Origin of the sequence: Pseudoxanthomonas broegbernensis (assembly GCF_014202435.1) — a bacterium.
Taxonomy (GTDB): domain Bacteria; phylum Pseudomonadota; class Gammaproteobacteria; order Xanthomonadales; family Xanthomonadaceae; genus Pseudoxanthomonas; species Pseudoxanthomonas broegbernensis.
Genome location: NZ_JACHGU010000001.1, coordinates 585941 through 606249 on the forward strand (window position 1 = coordinate 585941; position 20309 = coordinate 606249).

Below are 20309 nucleotides of genomic sequence, written 5' to 3' on the forward strand. Positions count from 1 at the left end.
GAACCGGCTGTCAGCCACGCTGTCGGCGCGGGACCGGGAAAGTTGAGGCCGGCGGCCGCTTTCGGCCCGCACCGTGTGCCCAACTGTGCGGCGGGTCACGCATGGGCCGCGTGTAGGCGGCCGCTTCGCCGGATCAGTAGGTCAGGGTGACCGTCACCGTGTCCGAGTAGGTGCCCGGCATCGCCTCGGGCTGGGGCGGGACCCGGCCGTGGACCGTCAGCGTCTGCGCCTGGCCGGTGCCGGTGCCGCCCTGGTCGGCGCCCTGGGCGTTGTCCCAGACCAAGCCGTGGCCGGGGTCCTGGTAGAGCTCGTAGGCCAGGTGCCCGCCCGGTCCGGCCATGCGGCGGACCGGGCCGGCGGCATGGCTGCCGGCGCCCAGGCCCACCCTCCAGGCCGCGTTGACCGGGCAGCGCAACTGGATGGAGGAGGTGGCGGTGCGCGCCGTCGCCAGCGAGGCCACGTAGCCGAAGTCCATGACGGTGGAAGCGACGATGGTGCAGGCATTGGCGAAGCTGGCCACCACGCCGCTGGAGCTGAAGCCCACGTTCGCGCCGCCGGCGACGAGGCAGTCGCTTGCCGGCGGCGGGGCGATGGCGCTCTGGCGGAAGCGGACGATGCCGTTGACGCCCTGTTCCTGGTAGCCGCCGGCGGGCAGGTTCTGCCCGGCCGGCACCCGGCCGTACACGGGGATGCTGCGGGTGACGCTGGTGCCGGGAGCGACCTGGTCGGTCCAGCTATGGACGGGAAAGCCGCCGCCGAGCGGGCCGAGCACCTGGGTGCGGGCCGGGTCGGCGTACAGGTCGTAGCTCATGTACGCCGGGCTGGAGTAGTTGAACATCCGCCGCGGCGCGACCGTGCCCCATTGGCCCGGATTGGCGAAGACGCACACCCGCAGGTAGGCGGTGTCCTGGGTGCCGTTCTGGCAGGTGTAGCTGAGTCCGCTGGACTGGGCATCCGTGTGCCCGGCCGGGGTGACGGCGCCGAAGTCCAGGTGCAATGCGCCTCCCGTCCAGCAACTCTGCGCCACGGCCATCCGCGCGGGCGCCAGGCCCAGCAGCGCCGCACAGAGCACGGCCGCCGCCAGAGCGGCGATGGGCCTCGGGCCGGCGGGCGGGCGCCGGGTCCATCCGTCGGCGAGGGATCGCGCGTTCACCGGCATTCCAGTTCCCCGAGTTCGACCCAGCCGCGGTCGGGCAGCGTGTCGGGCAGCGCCGCGCTGCACGCAGCGGGGCCTTCGCCGGCCCGCAGGCGCGCCGCGACGGGCGGGTCCTGCAGGTACACCAGGCCATCGTAGCCGACCACCGTGTCCGCCACCGCCTCGCCCGCGCCCGGCGCCTCCACGCCGACCACGGTGCCGGGTGGCAGCCATTCCCCGTCGCGGCCGCGCAGGGCCAGTTGCACCGACGCCGTGCGCCGCATCGGGAACAGCGCCAGCATGCCGCTGCGGCTCTCCGGCACGGCGTCCATGCCGGTGCGCTCGATGTGCATGTCGGCCGGCAACTGCAGCGGGTCGATCGACAACCGGTTGCGCTGCCAGGCATTGAGCCGCGTGACCAGCAGCAGGCCGTCGCGGTCGGTCTGCCCGATCGGGCGGTTCTCCAGCATGACCGGCACCCCGGCCACGCCCTGGGTGGACACCAGCGCGAACGCGTCCTCCACCCGGCGCAGCGCGAACAGGCGATGCCGCATCAGCAACAGGCCGCCGTTGGCGCTGGCGTAGCCCTGGGTGGCCCCGTCGCTCCCGTCCGCGCCGCGCCAGTGGGTCAGGCCGGCGCTCCATTGCCCATGGCTGCCCAACTGGGTGAGCTGGGCCTGGGCGCCCGGGCGGTCGCCCAGCGTGGCCTGCGCGCGCCAGCCCCAGCCGCCTTCGTCGCTGGGCACGGCGCGGTTGGCCTCCAGCGCCAGGCTGCGCAGGTCGCCGGTGCGGTGCGCCGAGGCCGAGGTGGACAGGTGGCGGTCCAGGGGCATCGACCAGTACAGCGAGGCGCTGTCGCCGCGCGCGCCGTCCAGGTCGCGGCTGAAGCCGAGGTTGAGGCTACCGTAGCGGCGCAACTGCTGCGACCAGCTCAGGCTCAGGTAGCGCGAGGCGGGCAGTCCCGGATATTCCTGGCGCAGGTAGCTGCTGCCGACCTGGCCATAGGGCAGGCCCACGCCGATGAAGATGCGGTCGCTGCGCAGCGGCAGTGGCGTGCCTTCCAGGCTGGCCGCGTCGCGGAAGCCCTCGCTGCGGCGCAGCGAGGCCAGGTTCACGCTGAAGGCGCGGGAGATCCACTGGTAGCCGATGCCGCGTTGGCGTCCTTCCTGGCCCGCGTGGCGGCTGGCGGCCAGGGCCAGGTCGAGTACGCCGCCGTGCTCGCCCAGCCGCAGCACGCCGCCGGCGCCGGCCATGCGCAGGTCCGCGACGGTTTCGAAGTGGCCCTCCAGCGTGGCCAGCCGGTTCAGGCCGTAGCGCCCGGTGGCGCTGGCCATCGGCTCGCTGGCGTAGGCCGACGAGCGCAGGCCGTAGTCGCGGCGCACCTTGCCCAGTTCCAGCGACCAGTCGCCCAGCCCCGCCTGCAGCAGTTGCGGCGCGTTGTACAGGGAGAATCCGATCACGCGGCTCTGGCCGTTGATGTCGGTGATCACCATCTGCGCCTGGCCCGCGCCGTTGAGCGTGGGCACGCTGTCGATCTGGAACTGCCCCGGCCGCACCTGCCGGCTGGACTGGCGGATGCCGTCGATGAACAGGTCCACGGTCGACGGCAGCGCCGCTTCGCCGGCGAACGATGCCAGCGGCGCGGTGACCCGGTAGGGCTGCAGGGCGAAGTTGCGCGAGACGCGCACGCCGCCGATACGGGTCGGGCGGGTCCAGGCCAGCGCGCCGGTGATCGCGTCGCCCACGGCCAGCGAGACCATGCTGTCGGGGAAGTCGAGCTGCCAGGAGGTGTCCAGGCGCACGCCGTCGCGCCGGTCGTCGTGGCCGCTGGCCTGCACGCTGCGGCCGACCGCGCTGGTGCTCCAGGTGCCGGCGCCCAGCCCGAACAGGCGCAGCTCGCTCCAGCCGCTGAAGCTGCGGTGGTCCCCGTCGCCCTGGGCGTACAGGTCGTAGTTCAACAGCAGTCCGCGCGCGCGCGCCCGGGTCGGCCCGCGGGCGCTCAGGCTGCTCGAAGCCGATCCTCGTGTCGCCGGACAGCGACCCCACCGGGACCCACAGGGCGATGCGCTGGCGCGCGGCGTCGTACTCGGCACGCAGGCCGGGGATGCGTTGCAGCGGCACCATCCCGGCGGCCCGGTCGCCGCCCGGCCAGGCCAGGCCAAGGCCGCGCAGGGTTTCGGCGCTGGCGAAGAAGGCGCCGTCGTCCAGCACGAAGCGCGCCAACTGGCCGCTGGCGAACTGGTTGACGGAGACTTCTAGGAACAGCTCCTGCCCCGTCGCGGACGCCTCGTCTCCGTCCGCGCCCGCGGGCAGGGACGTCGCGCTCGACCCGGCGGCCACCGCCGAAGGCACGCCGTCCTGGCCCGCCGCCAGGGCGGGCAGAGGCGACGCGCAGGCGGCGGCCAGGCTAGCGGCCAGCGCCGTCCAGCGGCAGCGGCCGCGCATCCGGGTCGTCATTGAATCTCGCCTCGAGGGTCTGATCCGGCGCAAGCGGATGGGAGACCGGCAGCGGCCAGCTCATCGTCTGGCCGGCCAGCACGTAGCCGAGCAGCCCCTGGTTGAGCGCGCGCGCGCCGCCGTCGGCGGCCACCAGGACGAGCTGGCTCAGCTTGGCCCGGCGCGTGCCGGCGTTGCTCGCCACCAGGCGGCTGCCGCCGGGCGCGGGCTCCAGCGCGAAACGCAGCGATGCCGGGCCGGTTCCCGGGAGGGACGCCTGCGCGGCGGGCACCGCCGGTGCCGGCCCGGCCGGTTCCAGGAACACGGGAATGGAATAGCGCAGCAGGAACTGGAGACCGGCCGGCCTGGCTTGCGCTGCCGCCGGGGGCAATTCGTCCACCAGCAGGCGGTAGGACCGCTCCGTGGGCGCCGGCCCCGGCTGCAGCCGCACCACGCGCACCATCTGCTGCGCGCCCGGGGCGATCTCCAGCGTGGCTGGGCTGGCGACCAGGTCGCGCGTGGGCGCCAGCCGGTCCTCGCCGCCATCCTGCGACCAGGCATGTACGCGCACCTGCGCGCGCAGCGGGTGCTGCCCGCTGTTGCTGAGCCAGATCGCCTGCGCCTGCTGGGCCTGCGCGAACTCCAGCAGGATCGGCGACACCTGCAGGTCGGCGGCGCGCGCGCCCACGCCGGCTCCGGACAGGGCCAGGCAGGCCGCCAGCAGCAAGGCCCTGCGGCGCACCGGCACCGCAGGGCCGGGGAACGGTCCTGCCATCCTGGTCACGCGTCCGGGGGCCTTCAGAAGGTCAGGGTGACGGTGACGTCGTCGGCGTAGCTGCCGGCCGGCTCGTTGCCGACCAGGGTGGCACGGGCGTTCACCGTGTGATCGACCTGGTACGCACCGCCCAGGCCGGCGCCGATGCCGGTGACCGCCTGTCCGCCGCTGCCCCACACGGTGGTGAAGCCGCCCGGCTGGTAGAGCTGGTAGGCGATGGTCTCGCTGCCCCCGTCCCGGGTCATGCGACGGGCGGCGGTATCGCCGGCATCGCCGCCGTCCAGTTCCAGGGTGTAGTCGGTGCCGTTGGTGCACTGCACGGAGATGGTGCCGGTCTTGTCCACCGTGCCGGCGGTCGGGGTGGCCGGATCGAACAGGATGTCGGTCGCGGTCAGCACGTTGCAGGTCTCGTTGATGGTGATCCTGACCTCGAACTGGTCGGTGGCCGTTGCGGCGGCGGCGCTGCCCGCGAAACCGGCGGCGGTCAGGGCGGCGATGGCCAGGGACAGCTTGAACTGCTTCATCGGGTGCTCCGTTGGTTGGAGAGTGTATTGCGGGGGATGCGGCTCGCCAGACGCAGGAGCAGGAACCGTGCCAACTCTATGACGCCATAGATCCCTCTCACCGGCGAGAAAAACTAGCGGGTTTCATATTCGTGAATACACGATTTATGACGAAGTAGACAAGATTTGACGAACACAGTGCGCATAAATTGACGCATTGCGTCACATTTCCGGCGCGCTGGAAGCTAAGGTTTTCCGACAGAATGGAATATGAATACGATAGTGTCGAATTTCCGGCTGAGCCCGGCGCGCGTTCAGCCAGGCGCCGTGATCGGCGATAATCCGGAGATGAGCCTGCACCTGAAGACCCCCGCCGAAATCGAACAGATGCGCATCGCCGGCCGCCTGGCCGCCGAAGTGCTGGAAATGATCGCCCCGCATGTGAAGCCGGGCGTGACCACCGAGGAGCTGGACCGGCTTTGCCACGACCACATCGTCGGCGTGCAGGGCGCGGTGCCGGCCAACGTCGGCTATCGCGGCTATCCGAAGACCGTGTGCACCTCGGTCAACAACGTCATCTGCCACGGCATCCCCAACGAGGGGAAGGTGCTGAAGGAAGGCGACATCCTCAACATCGACGTCACCGTCATCAAGGACGGCTGGCACGGCGACACCAGCCGCATGTACTACGTCGGCGCCCCGTCGGTGATGGCCAAGCGCCTGGTGGAGGCGACCTTCGAGGCGATGTGGCGCGGCATCCGTGCGGTCAGGCCAGGTGCCACCCTGGGCGACGTCGGTCACGCCATCCAGGAGTACGCCGAGAGCCAGCGCTTCTCGGTAGTGCGCGAGTACTGCGGCCACGGCATCGGCAAGGTCTACCACGACGAGCCGCAGGTGCTGCACTACGGCCGGCCCGGCGCCGGCCTGGTACTTGAGCCCGGCATGACCTTCACCATCGAGCCGATGATCAACGAGGGCACCCGCTACACCCGGGTGCTGCCCGATGGCTGGACCGTGGTGACCAAGGACCGCAAGCTCTCGGCGCAGTGGGAGCACATGGTGGCCGTGACCGAGGACGGCGTGGACGTGCTGACGCTGGCCCCGGGCCAGTCGCCGCCCGCGTGAACGCCGGCACGGGCCTGGCGCCGGCGGGCGCGGCGGTCGACGCCGCCAGCGATGCCGCTTGGGCCCTGCGGGCCCGCGAGAATCTGGCCCAGGTCGATGCCCGCCTGGCGCGGCGCTACGGCCCCAAGGCCGCCATCGACCGATTGCTGGCGCTGCGCGCGCGCGCGGTGGACGAAGTGCTGCGTGCGGCCTGGGCGCGCTGCGTGCCGGCGGGTGCGCCGCTGGCGCTGTTCGCGGTCGGCGGCTACGGCCGCGGCGAGCTGTTCCCGCGCTCGGACATCGACCTGCTGGTGCTGGCCGAGCCGGACGCGCAGCGGGCGCAACAGGCCGGGCTGTCGCGGTTCTGCGCCCTGGTCTGGGACGTGGGGCTGCCGGTCGGCCACGCGGTGCGGTCGGCCGGGGAATGCACCGCGGCCGCGGCCGGCGACCAGACCATCCTCACCGCGCTGATCGAGTCACGCCCGCTGGTGGCCGATGCCGCCGCGCAGGCGGCGCTGGCCGCGGCGGTCGCGCCGGAGCGGGTCTGGCCGCCGCGCGATTTCTTCGAGGCCAAGCGCGGGGAACTGCACGCACGGCACCAGCGCTACGGCGATACTTCCGACAACCTGGAACCGAACATCAAGGACGGCCCGGGTGGCCTGCGCGACCTGCACACGCTGGGCTGGATGGCGCTGCGCGCGTTCGGCGTGCATGGCCTGGACGCGGTGGTCGGCCTGGGCCACCTCGGCCCGGACGAAGCCGCGGCGCTGGCCCGCGAACGCCGCGCCCTGGGCCGGCTGCGCTTCGGCCTGCACCTGGTCGCCGGGCGGCCGGAGGAGCGCCTGCGCTTCGACTACCAGAAGGCGCTGGCGCAGCGCCTGGGCCTGGCCGACGACGCGCACAGCCTGGGCGTGGAAAAGATGATGCAGGGCTTCTATCGCAGCGCGGCGATCGTGCGCCGGATCAGCGACCGGCTGCTGCAGCGCTTCGAGGAAACGTTCGAGGGCGAGGCCGTGCCGGAGCCGATCGACCCGGATTTCGCCCTGCTGCGCGGCTACCTGGCGGCCTCGGCGTCGTACTGGCCCGAGGGCGACCTGCGCGAGGTGCTGGCGCTGTTCGCCACCTGGGCGGCGCATCCGCGGGTGCGCGGGCTGCACTCGCGCACCGCGCGCGCGCTGGCCGAATCGCTGCCGAGGCTGCCGCCGTACGCCACCGCCGGCCCGGCCGCGCGCGCGCGCTTCATGGCCCTGCTGCGCGGGCCGCGCGCGGTGGAAACCCTGACCCGGATGGCACGCCTGGGCGTGCTGGGCCAGTACCTGCCGGCCTTCGCCCGGGTGTCCGGGCGGATGCAGTTCGACCTGTTCCACGCCTATACGGTCGACCAGCACACGCTGATGGTGCTGCGCAACCTGGCCGGTTTCGGCAGCGGCGTGGCCGACGAGCGCTTCTCCATCGCCCACGGCGTCTGGCCGCGCCTGCGCAAGCCGGAGCTGCTGCTGCTGGCCGGCCTGTTCCACGACATCGCCAAGGGCCGCGGCGGCGACCACTCCGAACTGGGCGCGGTCGATGCGCGCGAGTTCTGCGTCGCGCACGGCCTGAGCGAGGCCGACACCGGGCTGGTCGCCTGGCTGGTGGAGCAGCACCTGCGCATGTCCACGACCGCGCAGAAGCAGGACATCTCCGACCCGGACGTGGTCCATGCCTTCGCCCGCCTGGTCGGCGACCGCGACCGGCTGGACTATCTCTACCTGCTCACCTGCGCCGACATCGCCGGCACCAGCCCCGAGCTGTGGAACGCGTGGAAGGACCGCCTGCTGGCCGACCTCTACCTGGCCACCCGGCGCGTGCTGCGCGCGGGCCTGGAGGTGCCGGTGGACGCCGAGGCGCGCGAGGCCGAGGCGCGCGAGGGCGCGCGTGCGCTGCTGCGCGGGCAGGGCTTCGGCGAGGACGTGGTCGCGCGCCAGTTCGCGCAGATGCCCGACGAGAGCTTCCTGCGCTTCCGGCCCGAGCAACTGGCCTGGCAGGCCGCCTCGCTGGTGCGGGTGCGGCCGGGCGATACCCGGGTGGCCGTGCGCCGGATCGGCGGCGAAGACGGCGAGCACGGCGCCGCCCTGGAGGTGTTCGTGCATTCGCCCGACCGCGACGGCCTGTTCGCCGCCATCGTCGCCACCCTGGACCGCCACGGCTACGGCGTGCACCAGGCGCGGGTGCTGATGGGGCCGAACGGCACCGTGTTCGATACCTTCGAGGTGCTGCCCGCCGACCGCTTCGCCAGCGGCGACCCGGCGCAACTGGAGGAGGCGCTGTGCACGGCGCTGGCCGGCGCGCTGGACCAGGTGCGCGCGCCGCGCCGGGTGGTGCCGCGGCAGTTGCGGCACTTCCGCTTCCCGCCGCGGGCCGAGTTCAACCTCAGCGCCGACGGCCGCCGCAGCCTGTTCAGCCTGGTCTGCCCGGACCGCCCGGGCCTGCTGGCCGAGGTGACCCAGGCCCTGCGTGCCTGCCGCCTGCGTGTGCACGACGCGCGCATCGCCACCTTCGGCGAGCGCGCCGAGGACCTGTTCCAGATCACCGACGAACACGACCAGCCGCTGGACGAAGCCGCGCAGCAGGCGCTGCGCGCCGAACTGCGCGCGCGGCTGGATCCTGACAACCCAACGAACGGAGCCGCCTGCTGATGGCACAGACCCCCAAGAAGACCCCCGTCCGCAAGGCCGTGCGCAAGGCCGCCGGCGCGGACAAGCCCGGCCTTGTCGCGCTGAAAGGCTCGATCGAGAGCGCGTTCGAGCGCCGCGCCGCGCTGACCCCGGACGAGATCGACGGCTTCACCCGGCCGCTGGTCGAGCGCGTCATCGGCGGGCTGGAGTCGGGCGAGCTGCGCGTGGCCGAGCCGGACGGCAAGGGCGGCTGGCAGGTCAACGAGTGGCTGAAGAAGGCGGTGCTGCTGTACTTCCGGGTCCACGACATGGGCGTGATGAAGGGCACGCCTGCGCCGTTCTGGGACAAGGTGCCGCTGCGCTTTGAAGGCTACGGCGAGGCCGAGTTCCGCAAGCTCGGCGTGCGCGTGGTGCCGGGCACCGTGGCCCGCCGCGGCAGCAGCTTCGGCAAGGACGTGGTGCTGATGCCCAGCTTCATCAACATCGGCGCGCACGTGGGCGAGGGCACCATGGTCGACACCTGGGCCACGGTCGGCTCCTGCGCCCAGGTCGGCAAGCACTGCCACATCTCCGGCGGCGCCGGCATCGGCGGCGTGCTCGAGCCGCTGCAGGCCAGCCCGACCATCGTCGAGGACCACTGCTTCATCGGCGCGCGCTCGGAGGTGGTGGAGGGCGTGGTCGTCGGCCACCACAGCGTGATCGGCATGGGCGTGTTCATCGGCCAGTCCACCCGCATCTACAACCGCGCCACCGGCGAGGTCTCCTACGGCTACGTGCCGCCGGGCAGCGTGGTGGTGTCCGGCTCGCTGCCGGCCGCCGACGGCAGCCATTCGCTGTACTGCGCGGTCATCGTCAAGCAGGTCGACGCGAAGACGCGGGCCAAGACCAGCATTAACGACCTGCTGCGGGGGTGAGGGAGCGCGCCGGGCGGCCCTTGGCGGGCCCGCGTTGCGAACGCCCGGCCATGGGCGAGCGCGGTACGCTTGCGTTGCATCGCCTCGCGTACCGGGTGAACGCCGCCGGCGATCCGGCGTACGCATGGGGCATCGGCGCGGCCTCGCATGCCGGACAGGTACCCGGCGCGCCGGAGCCAGGGAAGCCGGCATGGCCGGACCATGGACGGCAACGTCTCGACAGGAGCATTCGCGGATGACCACCACCCTCTACGGACTGAAGAACTGCGACACCTGCAGGAAGGCGACGAAATGGCTGGACCGCTTCGGCGTGCCCCACGCCTTCGTCGACTACCGCCAGGACAAGCCCTCGCCGGAAACCCTGGTGGAATGGGCGGACAAGGCCGGCGGCTTCGACGCCCTGGTCAACAAGTCCTCCACCACCTGGCGGCAACTACCGGACAACCGCAAGGCGCCGGGCAGCCAGGCCGAGTGGAAGCTGCTGCTGCGCGAGCACCCGCAGTTGATCCGCCGCCCGGTGGTGGTGATGGCCGACGGCGGCTTCAGCCAGGGTTTTTCCGACAACGGCTTCAAGAAGCTGTTCGCCTGACGGCCGCGGAGGCCGGCCGCCGCTCTTCCCGCAGGAGCCGACGTCGGGTCGGCGACGCGGGGTATCGTCGCCCCGGGAACGTCGCCGGCGCTGGCGGTCCCCTACAGTTGCCGCCGCCACCGCCGCTACTTCCTTCGAGGCCGGCGCGCGCGCCGGCGATCCTTCGATGGGACGATGAAGTGGACGCCGGTTTCCCGACGCGGCACGCCGCCGGCTGACTACGGCCGCTGCGGGCCTCATCGGGCCGGTGGCGTCGCCTACAATGCCATGGCCCCCTCCTTGCGCCGACCGCCGATGAGCGACGTGCTTGACCTGGCGTGCGAGCTGATCGCGCGTGCCTCCGTGACGCCCGACGACGCGGGCTGCCAGGCGCTGGTCGCCGCGCGGCTGGAACGTGCCGGCTTCGCCTGCGAGCACCTGCGCCATGGCCAGGTGCACAACCTCTGGGCCACCCACGGTGCCGGCGCGCCGGTACTGGTGCTGCTGGGCCACACCGACGTGGTGCCGCCGGGGCCGCGCGCGGACTGGACCAGCGACCCCTTCGCCCCCGAGGTCCGCGACGGCGTGCTGTACGGCCGCGGCGCGGCCGACATGAAGTCGGGCGTGGCCGCGTTCGTGGTGGCCGCCGAGCGCTTCGCCGCCGCCTATCCCCGGCATGGCGGCACCCTGGCGCTGCTGCTGACTTCCGACGAGGAAGGCGACGCGATCGAGGGCGTGCGCAAGGTCGCCGACACCTTCCGCGAGCGCGGCCAGCGCATCGACTGGTGCATCACCGGCGAGCCGTCCTCCACCGCCAGGCTGGGCGACCTGCTGCGCGTGGGCCGCCGCGGCAGCCTCTCCGGCACGCTGACGGTCAGGGGCGTGCAAGGCCACGTGGCCTATCCGCACAAGGCGCGCAACCCCATCCACCAGGCCGCGCCCGCGTTGGCCGAGCTGGCGGGGCGGGTCTGGGACGAGGGCTACGAGAGCTTCCCGCCCACCAGCCTGCAGATCAGCAACATCCACGCCGGCACCGGCGCGGGCAACGTCATCCCCGGCGAGCTGCAGGTGCTGTTCAACCTGCGCTACAACCCGAACTGGAACGCCGAAGGGCTGGAAGCGGAGATCGCCGCCCTGCTGGACCGGCACGGGCTGGAATACGGCCTGCGCTGGCACCGCAGCGGCGAGCCCTTCTACACCCCCGAAGGCCGCTTGCGCGCGGTCGCGCGGGACGTGCTGGGCCGGTTCGCCGGCGCGCCCCCGGAAGAAAGCACCGGCGGCGGCACCTCCGACGCGCGCTTCATCGCGCCGCTGGGCGCGCAGTGCATCGAGGTCGGGCCGGTCAACGCCAGCATCCACCAGGTCGACGAGCACGTACGCGTGGACGATCTGCGGGCACTGCCCGACCTCTATTTCCAGTTGATCGCCGAACTGCTGGCCTGAGCATGCGCTCCCCGGGCGCCACCTCCAGCCGCCGGGCGCCCGGCCCGGGAGCCCGCGGCCACGGCGGGGGCCGCTGGCGTCGCCTGCCATGGGCGCTGTTCGGGCTGTGGCTGGCGCTGCAGGCGCATCCGGCCTTCCCGCAAGCGCATGGCCTGCCCCTGATGCGCCATTTCGCCGCTGGCGATCTCCCGGCCGCGCCTAGCTATTCCGACGTCGTGGTCGATGCGCAGGGCACGCTCTATGCCGGCAGCAAGGAGGGCGTGATGGTGCTGCGCAGCGGCACCTGGGAGCTGTTCGAGCTGCCGCGCAAGGCGGCGGTGTTCTCGCTGCTGATGGCCACGGACGGCAGGCTCTACGTGGGCGGTCCCGGCGTGCTGGGCGAACTGCACCGGGAGGACGACGGCAGCCTGCGTTTCGAGGACCTGCTGGCACGCTTCTCGGGCGGCGGCCAGGCACCGCCGGCCGGCGAATTCTACGGGCTCGTCGAGACCGCGCGCGGGGTGTACTTCAGGGACGCGGCCACCCTGTTCCTGCTCGAGCGCGGCGGCGGCGCATGGCGCCATCCCCTGCCGCGCGGGCTGGGACAGCGGTTCTTCGCCGTCGGCGACGATGCCCTGTATGGCCGCATCGACGGCATCGGCCTGTGCCGGATCGAGGATGGCGTGCCCGTTGCGGTGCCGGGCGCGGAGGCCTTCGTGCGGTCGCGCATCACCGGCATCTGGCCGCATGCCGATGGTCTGCTGATCGCTTCCGACGAGGGCTTCCACCTGGGCGATGCCCACGGCGTGCGTCGGCTGTCCACGGACGCCGACGCCGCTTTCGCCGCGCACACGCCGTATTCCAGTCTCCGCCTGGCCGATGGCAGCCTGGCGTTCGGCGGCTATGACGGCACCTTGATGCGGTTTTCGCCGGACCTGCGCCTGGTCGATCGTTTCGTGCCGGCGCCGGGCGGGCTCGACGGATTCGCCATGGACCGCGAAGGCGGGCTGTGGACCGTGGGCGAGGCCGGCCTGACCCGCCTGCGCCTGCCTTCGCCCTGGACGGTGTACGACCGCCGCCACGGCCTGGAGAACCGCCTCTTCGACAGCGCCTGGTACGACGGTGCGTTGTGGGTGGCCACCCTGGGCGTGCTTCGCGCCGAACCCGCCCGGCAGGGCGGCGCGCCGCGCTTCGCGCCGCAACCGTGGACCGATACCGAGCTGGAGGCCTTCGCCCTGGAGGGGACCGCCGCCGGCCTGCTGATCGGCGACCGGCTCGGCCTGATGGTGCTCGACCCCGGGGCGGACAGGCCGCGCCGGTTGCTCGGCCCGCAGCGCTACGCGGGAATCCACACCCTGGTGCGCTCGGCTTCCGGTCCGGAGCAGGTGCTGGCGCTGGGCGGACGGGAGGCGGCGTGGCTGGTGCTGCGCGAAGGGCGCTGGCAGGTGGGCGCCCGGTGGGAGCCGCTGATCGGCGAACCCAGCGGCCTGCACTGGACCGCGCCGGAAGAGGTGTGGATCGGCGACGCGCGCGGCGGCGCGCACCGCTGGCGCTTCGACCCGGCCACGGGAGAGCTGCGCGAGCGCCGCCATTTCGGCCCCGCCCAGGGCCTGGCGGCCGACCCGGAACTGGGCACGCACCTGTTCCGGATGGAGGGTGTGCTCTACGCGGTATCGGGCGCCCGCGTGCAACGCCTCGAAGGCGAGCGCTTCGTCGCCGCCGAACTGCCGGTACTGCCCGGCCTGCGGCGGCCGTGGGAACTGGAAAGCGCCGATACCGCGATCGGCAGCTTCGCCTGGACCTCGCGCCAGCTCTGGCGGCGCCGCGCCACCGAGGGGGAGTTCCGCCTGCTGCACGTGAGCGCGAGCCGGGTGCCCGGCTATGCCGCGCTCAAGCTGCAGGGCGACGGCCAACTGCGCCTGGTCGCCCGCGACAGCCTGCTGCAGTTCGACCCGGGCATCGAGGACCTGCCGCCACCGCCTCTGCTGGCGCGGCTGGACCGGATCCGGCTGCATCCGCCGGACCGCGCGTCTTCGCTGCTGCCGCTTGCACCGGGGCAGGTGCAGGTCCTGCCGCCCGGGTCCGGGCTGGGCCTGCGCTTCGGCCTGGCGACGATGGAGCCGGACGTCGAGTTCCGCTTCCGCATGCCCGGCTACAACGACGCGTGGTCGGGCTGGGACGACAACCGCGAGCTGGGCTACCGCCGGCTGCCGCCGGGCGACTACACGTTCCAGTTGCAGGCCCGCATCCGCGGCGGGCGCGAGGCCGAGCCGCTGCACTACCGGCTGCGGGTGGCGCCTTTCTGGTACGAGCGCGGCTGGGTGCGGGCGCTGTTCTGGATCGCCGGGCTGCTGGCGGTCGTGCTTGCGGCATGGCTGCGCAACCGCCGCACCAACGCGCGCAACCGCGAGCTGGAGCGCAAGATCGCCGAGCGCACCATGGAACTGGAAGCGGCCAACCGCCGGCTCACCGAACTGGCCATCGTCGACGGGCTGACCGGCATCGCCAACCGCCACGCGATGGAGCGCGCGCTGGAACGCGGATGGCAGCGCTGCCGCGAGCGCGGCGAGCCGCTGGCGGTGGTGATGTCGGACGTGGACCGCTTCAAGGAATTCAACGACAGCCACGGCCACCGGGCCGGCGACGAGCAGTTGCGGCGCGTGGCACGGGTCTTCGATGCCGAAGTGGTCGGCATCGACGAGGTCGCCGCGCGCTACGGCGGCGAGGAATTCGTGCTGATCCTGCCCGGCCTGGCGCTGGAAGCGGCGATGGCGCGGGCCGAGCGGGTGCGGCGGCGGGTGGAACGGGTCACCGCCGAGGCCGGCCTGCCGAGCAGCATCAGCCTGGGCGTGGCGGTGACGGTGCCGGTGGCGGGCATCGACCCGGCGATGCTGATGCATTGCGCCGACCAGGCGCTGTACCGGGCCAAGCGCAATGGCCGCAACCGGGTCCAGGCGGCCAGCGACGAGGACATGTCCGCCCTGTCGGGTGCCCCCTGAGCCGGCCGGGGCGGCCCGTAGGGGGTCGATTGCGGCCGCAACTGTTGCGCGGCGGCGCCGGAATGCGGTAGTTTCGCCCGTATGCCGTTTTCCTGCGCCAGCGCCGCCAACGTCAACAACCGCAACAATCTGCGCGCGAACAATCGTGCGCGGCCGATGCGGGTGCGCGACCAGGGATAAAGCAGGAAGCCCGGTAGTCGAACAACCCGCATCGGCCGATGCGGGTTTTTTTGTGCCCCGGCACCGGCCGCCCCGACAACAAACCACCACCCAGGAGTCCCTCCATGTGTTCGATCTTCGGCATCTTCGGCCTGCAGCCGGGCGATGACCTGCAGGCGCTGCGCCGGCAGTCGCTGGACCTGTCGCAGCGGCAGCGCCACCGCGGCCCGGACTGGAGCGGCGTGTACGTCGACGACGGCGCGATCCTGGTGCACGAACGCCTGGCCATCGTCGACCCGGCCGGGGGCTCGCAGCCGCTGGTTTCCGAGGACGGCCAACTGGCGCTGGCGGTCAACGGCGAGATCTACAACCACAAGCGCCTGAAGGGCGAGCTGCAGCGGCCGTATGCGTTCCGCACCGAGTCGGACTGCGAGGCCATCAACGCCCTCTACCGGGAGAGCGATGCCGACGGGAGCGGTCCGGCCGCCTTCCTCAACCGGCTCAACGGCATCTTCGCCTTCGCCCTGTGGGACAAGGCCAAGGGCCGGGCGATCGTCGCCCGCGACCCGATCGGCGTGGTGCCGCTGTACTGGGGCCACGACAAGGAAGGCCGCCTGCGCGTGGCCTCGGAGATGAAGGCGCTGGTGGACGACTGCGCCGACGTGGCCCAGTTCCCGCCGGGCCACTGGTACGACACCGCCACCGACCAGTTGACGAAGTACTACGAGCGTCCATGGCGCGACTACGCCGCGGTGGAAGGGGTGGAGGTCCCGCCGACCGAGCTGCGCGAGGCGTTCGAGGCGGCCGTGCACCGCCAGTTGATGACCGACGTGCCCTACGGCGTGCTGCTGTCCGGTGGCCTGGATTCCTCGCTGGTGGCGGCGGTGGCCGCGCGCTACGCCCGCCACCGCATCGAGGAGGACGACAAGGCCGAGGCCTGGTGGCCGCGGCTGCACTCCTTCGCCATCGGCCTGAAGGGCTCGCCGGACCTGGCCGCCGCGCAGATCGCGGCCGATGCGCTGGGCACCGTGCACCACGGCTTCGAGTACACCTTCGAGGAAGGCCTGGACGCGGTGCCGGAGGTGATCCGCCACGTCGAGACCTACGACGTCACCACCATCCGCGCCTCCACCCCGATGTTCCTGCTGGCGCGCCGGATCAAGGCCATGGGCGTGAAGATGGTGCTGTCCGGCGAGGGCAGCGACGAGATCTTCGGCGGCTACCTGTACTTCCACAAGGCGCCCAACGCGCGCGAGTTCCACGAGGAGCTGATCCGCAAGCTCGACGCGCTCAACAACTACGACTGCCTGCGCGCCAACAAGTCGATGATGGCCTGGGGCGTGGAACCGCGCGTGCCGTTCCTGGACCGCGAGTTCCTCGACGTGGCCATGCGCATGGACGCCAAGTTCAAGATGGTCGACAAGAACCGCAGCGACGCCCAGCGGATGGAGAAGGGCGTGCTGCGCCAGGCCTTCGACGGCTACCTGCCCGAGTCGATCCTGTGGCGGCAGAAGGAGCAGTTCAGCGACGGCGTGGGCTACGGCTGGATCGACGGGCTCAAGGCGCACGCCGAGGCGCAGGTGAGCGACCGCGAGCTGGCCGCGGCCGACAAGCGCTTCCCGGTGAACCCGCCGCAGACCAAGGAAGCCTACTTCTACCGCAGCGTGTTCGAGCGCTTCTATCCCACCCCGGCCGCGGCCGAGACGGTGCCGGGCGGCAAGTCGATCGCCTGCTCCTCGCCGGCGGCGATCGCCTGGGATGCCAGCTTCGCCAGCATGGCCGATCCCTCCGGCCGCGCGGTGGCCGGCGTGCACGAGCAGGCACTGGCGGGCTGAGTGGCGCGCCACGGCCCGCCGCGATGCGGGCCGTGGCGTTTCCCGATGGAGCCGCCCCACACATCCATGGAGATTCCGATGCGCATGCGCGCCCTGTTGCTGCTTGGTCTGTTGGCCGGTTCATCCGTTGTCGCCGCCGAGGTCCCGCTGGAGCGGCATTCCCTGGGGAGTTGGGAGGCCGACATCGGCTATGCGGGCGCGGTCCGCGATGGCGATACGCTGCACATCTCCGGCATCGCCTGCGAGGGCGCGGACATGCAGGCCGCGGTGCAGGCCTGCTACCGCGAACTGAGCGGCATCCTGCAGCGCTTCGGCGCCGACAGCAGCCAGGTGGTGAAGGAAACCCTCTACACCACCGACATGGACGCGCTGATCGAGGCGATCCCGGACCGCAAGACGTTCTTCGCCGATGCCCGCTACCCGGCCGCGACCTGGGTGCAGGTCGCCCGCCTGTTCGGCCCCGGACACCTGCTGGAAGTGGAGTGGACCGTGCGCCTGCGCTGAGGCGGTGGTCTTCCGGCGTTACGCCGGCGCTTGCGCGGTGCGGCTGCCACTGGCGCCTCGGTTCGGGGTCGGCAGCTTTTGCAAGGTCATGGGTGGGGTTTGCGTCGGCGGGAACGGCGGCGGGCGGCGGGCTTGGCAGGGGGCATGCGGCATTCGCGCACGGCGGTGCGCAGCAGCCACAGGCCACAGCCCAGCAGGACCAGGCCGGTGCCGCACAGCCACCACGTCCAGTGCGAACCGCCGCGTTCCAGCACCGCCTGCGCGGGCGCGGCCGGGTTCACGTAGGCGGTGAGGTCGGCGCCCGCGGGGTAGGTGCGTCGCAGCCAGTCGTCGGTGCCGTCGCGGTCGCTGCTGGTCAAGGGGCGCAGGGCGATGCGGTGGCCGGTCCGGGTTTGTCCCGCATGGCGGTATTCGTAGCGCACCTCGGGACGCCAGCCGGGGCGGCTTGAGCGCGGCTGCATCACTTCGACCAGATCGCTGCGGACGATGCGCGCCGGCACCGGCTGCCATTGCCAGGTCTGCCCGGCACGTACCGCGTCGGTGCCATGCATGGCGGCCAGCAGCAGGCCGAGCAGGGCCAGCCCCAGCGCGAACGGCAGCATCGCCAGCGCGAGGGGGTCGCGCCCGCCACACAACGGTCGCAGCAGCGCATCGGGCAGCAGCGTCGCCAGCAGGCCGCTGCCGAGCAGCGCCAGCGGCACGGCGGCCATGGCCAGTGACAGCCAGGCGGGGACGGCCATTGGCATCAGTGGCCGTCGCGCATGCAGCGGACCGACTTGCTGAACAGCACCGGCGTGTCGGCCACGTCCAGCCGGAAGGCGTTGCCGCTATCGAAGTCCAGCCCGCTGGCGGCGCGGCCGTCGCGGTTGGAGGACCAGTAGCCGTGGTCCTGGTCGCTGTCTTGCAGGATTCTCAGATAGGCCAGTGGATCGCTTTCATCGTCGGCCGGATCGGCGAAGCCGCCGATGGCATGGCGGTGGCGGTACGGCACGGTCCGTTCCCCGGCGGTGGGCAGCCGGCAGTCGTCGCGGCCGTGCGTGGCGGCGCGTGCGCACCCCTGCGTGGCCGCGTCCCAGGCCGTCCGCTCGGGGGCGTCGGCGCGTTCGTGGCGCAGCGCCAGACACGGCCACGGCACCGTGCTGCCGGTGGCGGTGACCAGCGGCGCCGTCGCCAGAGGGGCGGCGATGCACGGGAACCACGGCGGGCGGAATGCGGGCATGCCGGCACCGTTCCATGCCGGCGTGCGGCCTGCCATCCCACAGATGCGGGATGGTGACGATGTACCTGCAAGACCATGCTCGCCGGCGAGTGGGGCGCGCCAGCCCCGGTGCCGAGTGGAGGCAGTGCGCATGATGATTCATCACCGGACAGGAAAAGCGGCCGCACTGGCGCTGGCCGTGCTGCTGGCCCTGCCGTCCTGGGCGGCGGCGCAATCGTTTGCAAAGGCCGATTCGTGGGAAGGCGCGGAGCGGTGGCTGACGCCGGACCAGCAGGCACGCTACGAACTCTATCTGGGTGAAACCGAGGCCGCAAAAACCGGCGGCGGCATGACCGGCCAGGGCGCCGGCGACGTGCTGTACCGGTTGGCGCTGTCGGCCTATGCGGACGGGGAGTACGCGCTTGCGGCGGCGGTGGCCGAGCAGGCGGTCAGGAACGGCAAGGTGAAGGAGGGGACGAAGTTCCTCGGGACGCTTTACTTCAGCGACCGCCTGGGCCGGGAAAACCGCTCCAACGCGATTCCGTGGTTCATCCGTTCGGCCGGCCAGGGCGATGCCGACTCGATGCACGCATTGGGTTCGCTGTACCACATGGCGCTCGGCTTGGACGAGGCCGCCAAGTGGTACGGCAAGGCCGCCGCGCTGGGCCATGCCGAGTCGAAGAAGGCGCTGGAAGCGATGATCGCCGATGGCAGCTACAAGCCCGATACCGGCGAGCGCGACTTCGACAACGCCGAAATGGACCGCAAGCTCGGCTCGATGCCCAAGGCCTTTGCCGGCTACCTGCGCGCCGCGCAGAAGGGGCACGTGCAGGCCATGTACAACGTCGGCTTCATGTACGAGGAGGGGCATGGCATCGAGGCGCGTCCGGTGGATGCCGTGCTCTGGTACAACCGCGCCGCCGGGCGTGGCCACGTCAAGGCCATGACCAAACTGGGTTTGGCCTACGTCGGCGGCGGGGGCGTGGGCAAGGACGTGGCCGAGGGCCGCAAGTGGCTGCAACGCGCCGCCGCCGCTGGCGACCCGCAGGCGGCGATGAGCCTGGCGGTGATGGAGGGCGGGCAATGAGCCGGTCCCTCACGATCGCCGGCCAACGCCGCAACGGGGAAACGCCATGAATAGGACCGGGACGTCCATCGCCTGCCTGATGCTGCTCGCGGCCTTGCCGGACGCACGGGCGCAAGCCGCGCCGGCCGATCCCGCGCTGGAGGCCTACGTTTCGCTGGAACGGATGCTGGCCTTGAACGGGCGCTGCCACTGGCTGGCGGGCAACACGCTGGAATACCGGGGCTTGAGCAACACCCGCGACGAGCGGCTGGCGTGGCTGACGGCCTCCGGCAAGGTGCTGGCGGCGAGCCTTGCGGTCCAGAACCTGCCGCAGGTGGTTGCCGGCCTGCCGTCCTGCACCGGCAAGGAGGGCGAAGCCCTGGGCCGGCAGATACGCGGCATTGCCGGGCAAGTGGCCGTGCAGTGGATCCTGCGTGCGTACATCCTGCAAAGCCCGCAATTTCCGGACCGGGACCTGCGCCGTGACGCGAACCCCTCCGCGGACGCGACCGACCCGCAAGGGCGTCCGCATTGGTTCCACGGCCTGAGCTTGCTGGGCGGCGAGAGGGAAAAACTGAGCGCCGTTGTGCTCGGGTTGCAGAACCCCGCGCAGCACGGCCCGCAGGAGATCGCCTGGGTGGAAGCGCAGCAGAAGCAGGCATTGGCCGACGCGCTGCGCTGGGGGCGCTTCTCCTGCAAGCCGTGGAAGGGCGGCATCTACCACGACGCCGGCACTTGCCCGGCGATACCGATGGAAGACAGGCAATACCGCGACTACGCGCAGCACTGGGGAACGCTGGTCAACGACATGGCGATGGCCGTGTCCTATCGGGATTGACCGGGCCGAATGTGATGTGCGCACGGGACACTGGAATGAAGGCCGGGGCGGCGCATGGAAGGTGCCGCCATCCCGCATCTGCGGGATGGCGGACCCGGCGTGATTCCCCCAGCCTTTCGCCGTGATTTGTATCTGCTTCATCGCCCATGCGGCGGGGCAGGCCCAGGGTTGTCCGTATCCCACCAATGAAGGCGCAGCG

The 20309-nt window shown here is 72.0% G+C and carries 16 protein-coding genes; 10 read left to right on the forward strand and 6 right to left on the reverse strand.

Annotated features, from left to right (window positions below; genetic code table 11):
• Positions 1-133 precede the first annotated feature (133 nt).
• From HNR76_RS02555 to HNR76_RS02570, 4 genes are all read right to left on the reverse strand, one after another.
• On the reverse strand, positions 134-1153 hold the full coding sequence (locus HNR76_RS02555) for a Csu type fimbrial protein (protein ID WP_162311099.1): 1020 nt from the start codon (positions 1151-1153) through the stop codon (positions 134-136).
• Entirely contained in the window at positions 1150-3093 is a 1944-nt protein-coding gene (locus HNR76_RS02560) for a fimbria/pilus outer membrane usher protein (RefSeq protein ID WP_162311100.1), read from the reverse strand. The genes HNR76_RS02555 and HNR76_RS02560 overlap by 4 nt, the downstream gene beginning before the upstream one ends.
• A gap of 449 nt (positions 3094-3542) precedes the next feature.
• A complete protein-coding gene (locus tag HNR76_RS02565; RefSeq protein ID WP_162311101.1) occupies positions 3543-4346 on the reverse strand; it encodes a fimbrial biogenesis chaperone in 804 nt (267 codons plus the stop codon).
• A gap of 23 nt (positions 4347-4369) precedes the next feature.
• Positions 4370-4870: a Csu type fimbrial protein gene (locus HNR76_RS02570; RefSeq protein WP_162311102.1), complete on the reverse strand. Its 501-nt coding sequence runs from the start codon at positions 4868-4870 to the stop codon at positions 4370-4372.
• Between the two features lie 327 nt (positions 4871-5197).
• On the opposite strand from HNR76_RS02570, the gene map reads away from it, so the two are divergent.
• From map to HNR76_RS02610, 8 genes are all read left to right on the forward strand, one after another.
• Complete coding sequence (map, locus tag HNR76_RS02575; protein ID WP_162311103.1) at positions 5198-5974, forward strand: type I methionyl aminopeptidase; 777 nt, start codon at positions 5198-5200, stop codon at positions 5972-5974.
• A gap of 14 nt (positions 5975-5988) precedes the next feature.
• Positions 5989-8628 (forward strand): [protein-PII] uridylyltransferase, encoded by a 2640-nt coding sequence (gene glnD, locus HNR76_RS02580; protein WP_221301333.1) that lies wholly within the window; start codon positions 5989-5991, stop codon positions 8626-8628.
• Positions 8628-9521, forward strand: a complete 894-nt coding sequence (gene dapD / locus HNR76_RS02585) for a 2,3,4,5-tetrahydropyridine-2,6-dicarboxylate N-succinyltransferase (RefSeq protein ID WP_162311105.1) — start codon at positions 8628-8630, stop codon at positions 9519-9521. The genes glnD and dapD overlap by 1 nt, the downstream gene beginning before the upstream one ends.
• A 235-nt stretch (positions 9522-9756) precedes the next feature.
• Complete coding sequence (locus HNR76_RS02590) at positions 9757-10110, forward strand: arsenate reductase (RefSeq protein WP_162311106.1); 354 nt, start codon at positions 9757-9759, stop codon at positions 10108-10110.
• Between the two features lie 294 nt (positions 10111-10404).
• Positions 10405-11532 (forward strand): succinyl-diaminopimelate desuccinylase, encoded by a 1128-nt coding sequence (dapE, locus tag HNR76_RS02595; protein WP_162311107.1) that lies wholly within the window; start codon positions 10405-10407, stop codon positions 11530-11532.
• Positions 11533-11534: 2 nt separating this feature from the next.
• Positions 11535-14510, forward strand: a complete 2976-nt coding sequence (locus HNR76_RS02600) for a diguanylate cyclase (RefSeq protein ID WP_162311108.1) — start codon at positions 11535-11537, stop codon at positions 14508-14510.
• Positions 14511-14794: 284 nt separating this feature from the next.
• A complete protein-coding gene (asnB, locus tag HNR76_RS02605; RefSeq protein ID WP_162311109.1) occupies positions 14795-16504 on the forward strand; it encodes an asparagine synthase B in 1710 nt (569 codons plus the stop codon).
• Positions 16505-16582: 78 nt separating this feature from the next.
• Positions 16583-17008 (forward strand): Rid family hydrolase, encoded by a 426-nt coding sequence (locus HNR76_RS02610; RefSeq protein WP_162311110.1) that lies wholly within the window; start codon positions 16583-16585, stop codon positions 17006-17008.
• An 86-nt stretch (positions 17009-17094) separates the two neighbouring features.
• On the opposite strand, the gene HNR76_RS02615 is transcribed toward HNR76_RS02610, so the two are convergent.
• Entirely contained in the window at positions 17095-17748 is a 654-nt protein-coding gene (locus tag HNR76_RS02615; protein WP_183982072.1) for a DUF3592 domain-containing protein, read from the reverse strand.
• Positions 17749-17753: 5 nt separating this feature from the next.
• Positions 17754-18227: a hypothetical protein gene (locus tag HNR76_RS02620; protein WP_162311112.1), complete on the reverse strand. Its 474-nt coding sequence runs from the start codon at positions 18225-18227 to the stop codon at positions 17754-17756.
• Here HNR76_RS02620 and HNR76_RS02625 point away from each other — a divergent pair.
• Together HNR76_RS02625 and HNR76_RS02630 are read left to right on the forward strand one after the other, a co-directional pair.
• A complete protein-coding gene (locus HNR76_RS02625) occupies positions 18226-19293 on the forward strand; it encodes a tetratricopeptide repeat protein (protein ID WP_162311113.1) in 1068 nt (355 codons plus the stop codon). The two genes, HNR76_RS02620 and HNR76_RS02625, sit on opposite strands and share 2 nt — an antisense overlap.
• A 46-nt stretch (positions 19294-19339) precedes the next feature.
• On the forward strand, positions 19340-20110 hold the full coding sequence (locus HNR76_RS02630; RefSeq protein ID WP_162311114.1) for a hypothetical protein: 771 nt from the start codon (positions 19340-19342) through the stop codon (positions 20108-20110).
• The last annotated feature ends 199 nt before the right edge of the window (positions 20111-20309 follow it).

Excerpts from the sequence above, each read along its gene's own strand:
- map (WP_162311103.1), top strand. The coding sequence starts at position 5,198 with ATGAGCCTGCACCTGAAGACCCCCGCCGAAATCGAACAGATGCGCATC.
- HNR76_RS02620 (WP_162311112.1), bottom strand. The coding sequence starts at position 18,227 with ATGCCCGCATTCCGCCCGCCGTGGTTCCCGTGCATCGCCGCCCCTCTG.
- HNR76_RS02610 (WP_162311110.1), top strand. The coding sequence starts at position 16,583 with ATGCGCATGCGCGCCCTGTTGCTGCTTGGTCTGTTGGCCGGTTCATCC.
- HNR76_RS02570 (WP_162311102.1), bottom strand. The coding sequence starts at position 4,870 with ATGAAGCAGTTCAAGCTGTCCCTGGCCATCGCCGCCCTGACCGCCGCC.
- asnB (WP_162311109.1), top strand. The coding sequence starts at position 14,795 with ATGTGTTCGATCTTCGGCATCTTCGGCCTGCAGCCGGGCGATGACCTG.
- HNR76_RS02565 (WP_162311101.1), bottom strand. The coding sequence starts at position 4,346 with ATGGCAGGACCGTTCCCCGGCCCTGCGGTGCCGGTGCGCCGCAGGGCC.
- HNR76_RS02630 (WP_162311114.1), top strand. The coding sequence starts at position 19,340 with ATGAATAGGACCGGGACGTCCATCGCCTGCCTGATGCTGCTCGCGGCC.
- HNR76_RS02600 (WP_162311108.1), top strand. The coding sequence starts at position 11,535 with ATGCGCTCCCCGGGCGCCACCTCCAGCCGCCGGGCGCCCGGCCCGGGA.
- HNR76_RS02590 (WP_162311106.1), top strand. The coding sequence starts at position 9,757 with ATGACCACCACCCTCTACGGACTGAAGAACTGCGACACCTGCAGGAAG.
- dapE (WP_162311107.1), top strand. The coding sequence starts at position 10,405 with ATGAGCGACGTGCTTGACCTGGCGTGCGAGCTGATCGCGCGTGCCTCC.
- dapD (WP_162311105.1), top strand. The coding sequence starts at position 8,628 with ATGGCACAGACCCCCAAGAAGACCCCCGTCCGCAAGGCCGTGCGCAAG.
- HNR76_RS02615 (WP_183982072.1), bottom strand. The coding sequence starts at position 17,748 with ATGGCCGTCCCCGCCTGGCTGTCACTGGCCATGGCCGCCGTGCCGCTG.
- HNR76_RS02625 (WP_162311113.1), top strand. The coding sequence starts at position 18,226 with ATGCCGGCACCGTTCCATGCCGGCGTGCGGCCTGCCATCCCACAGATG.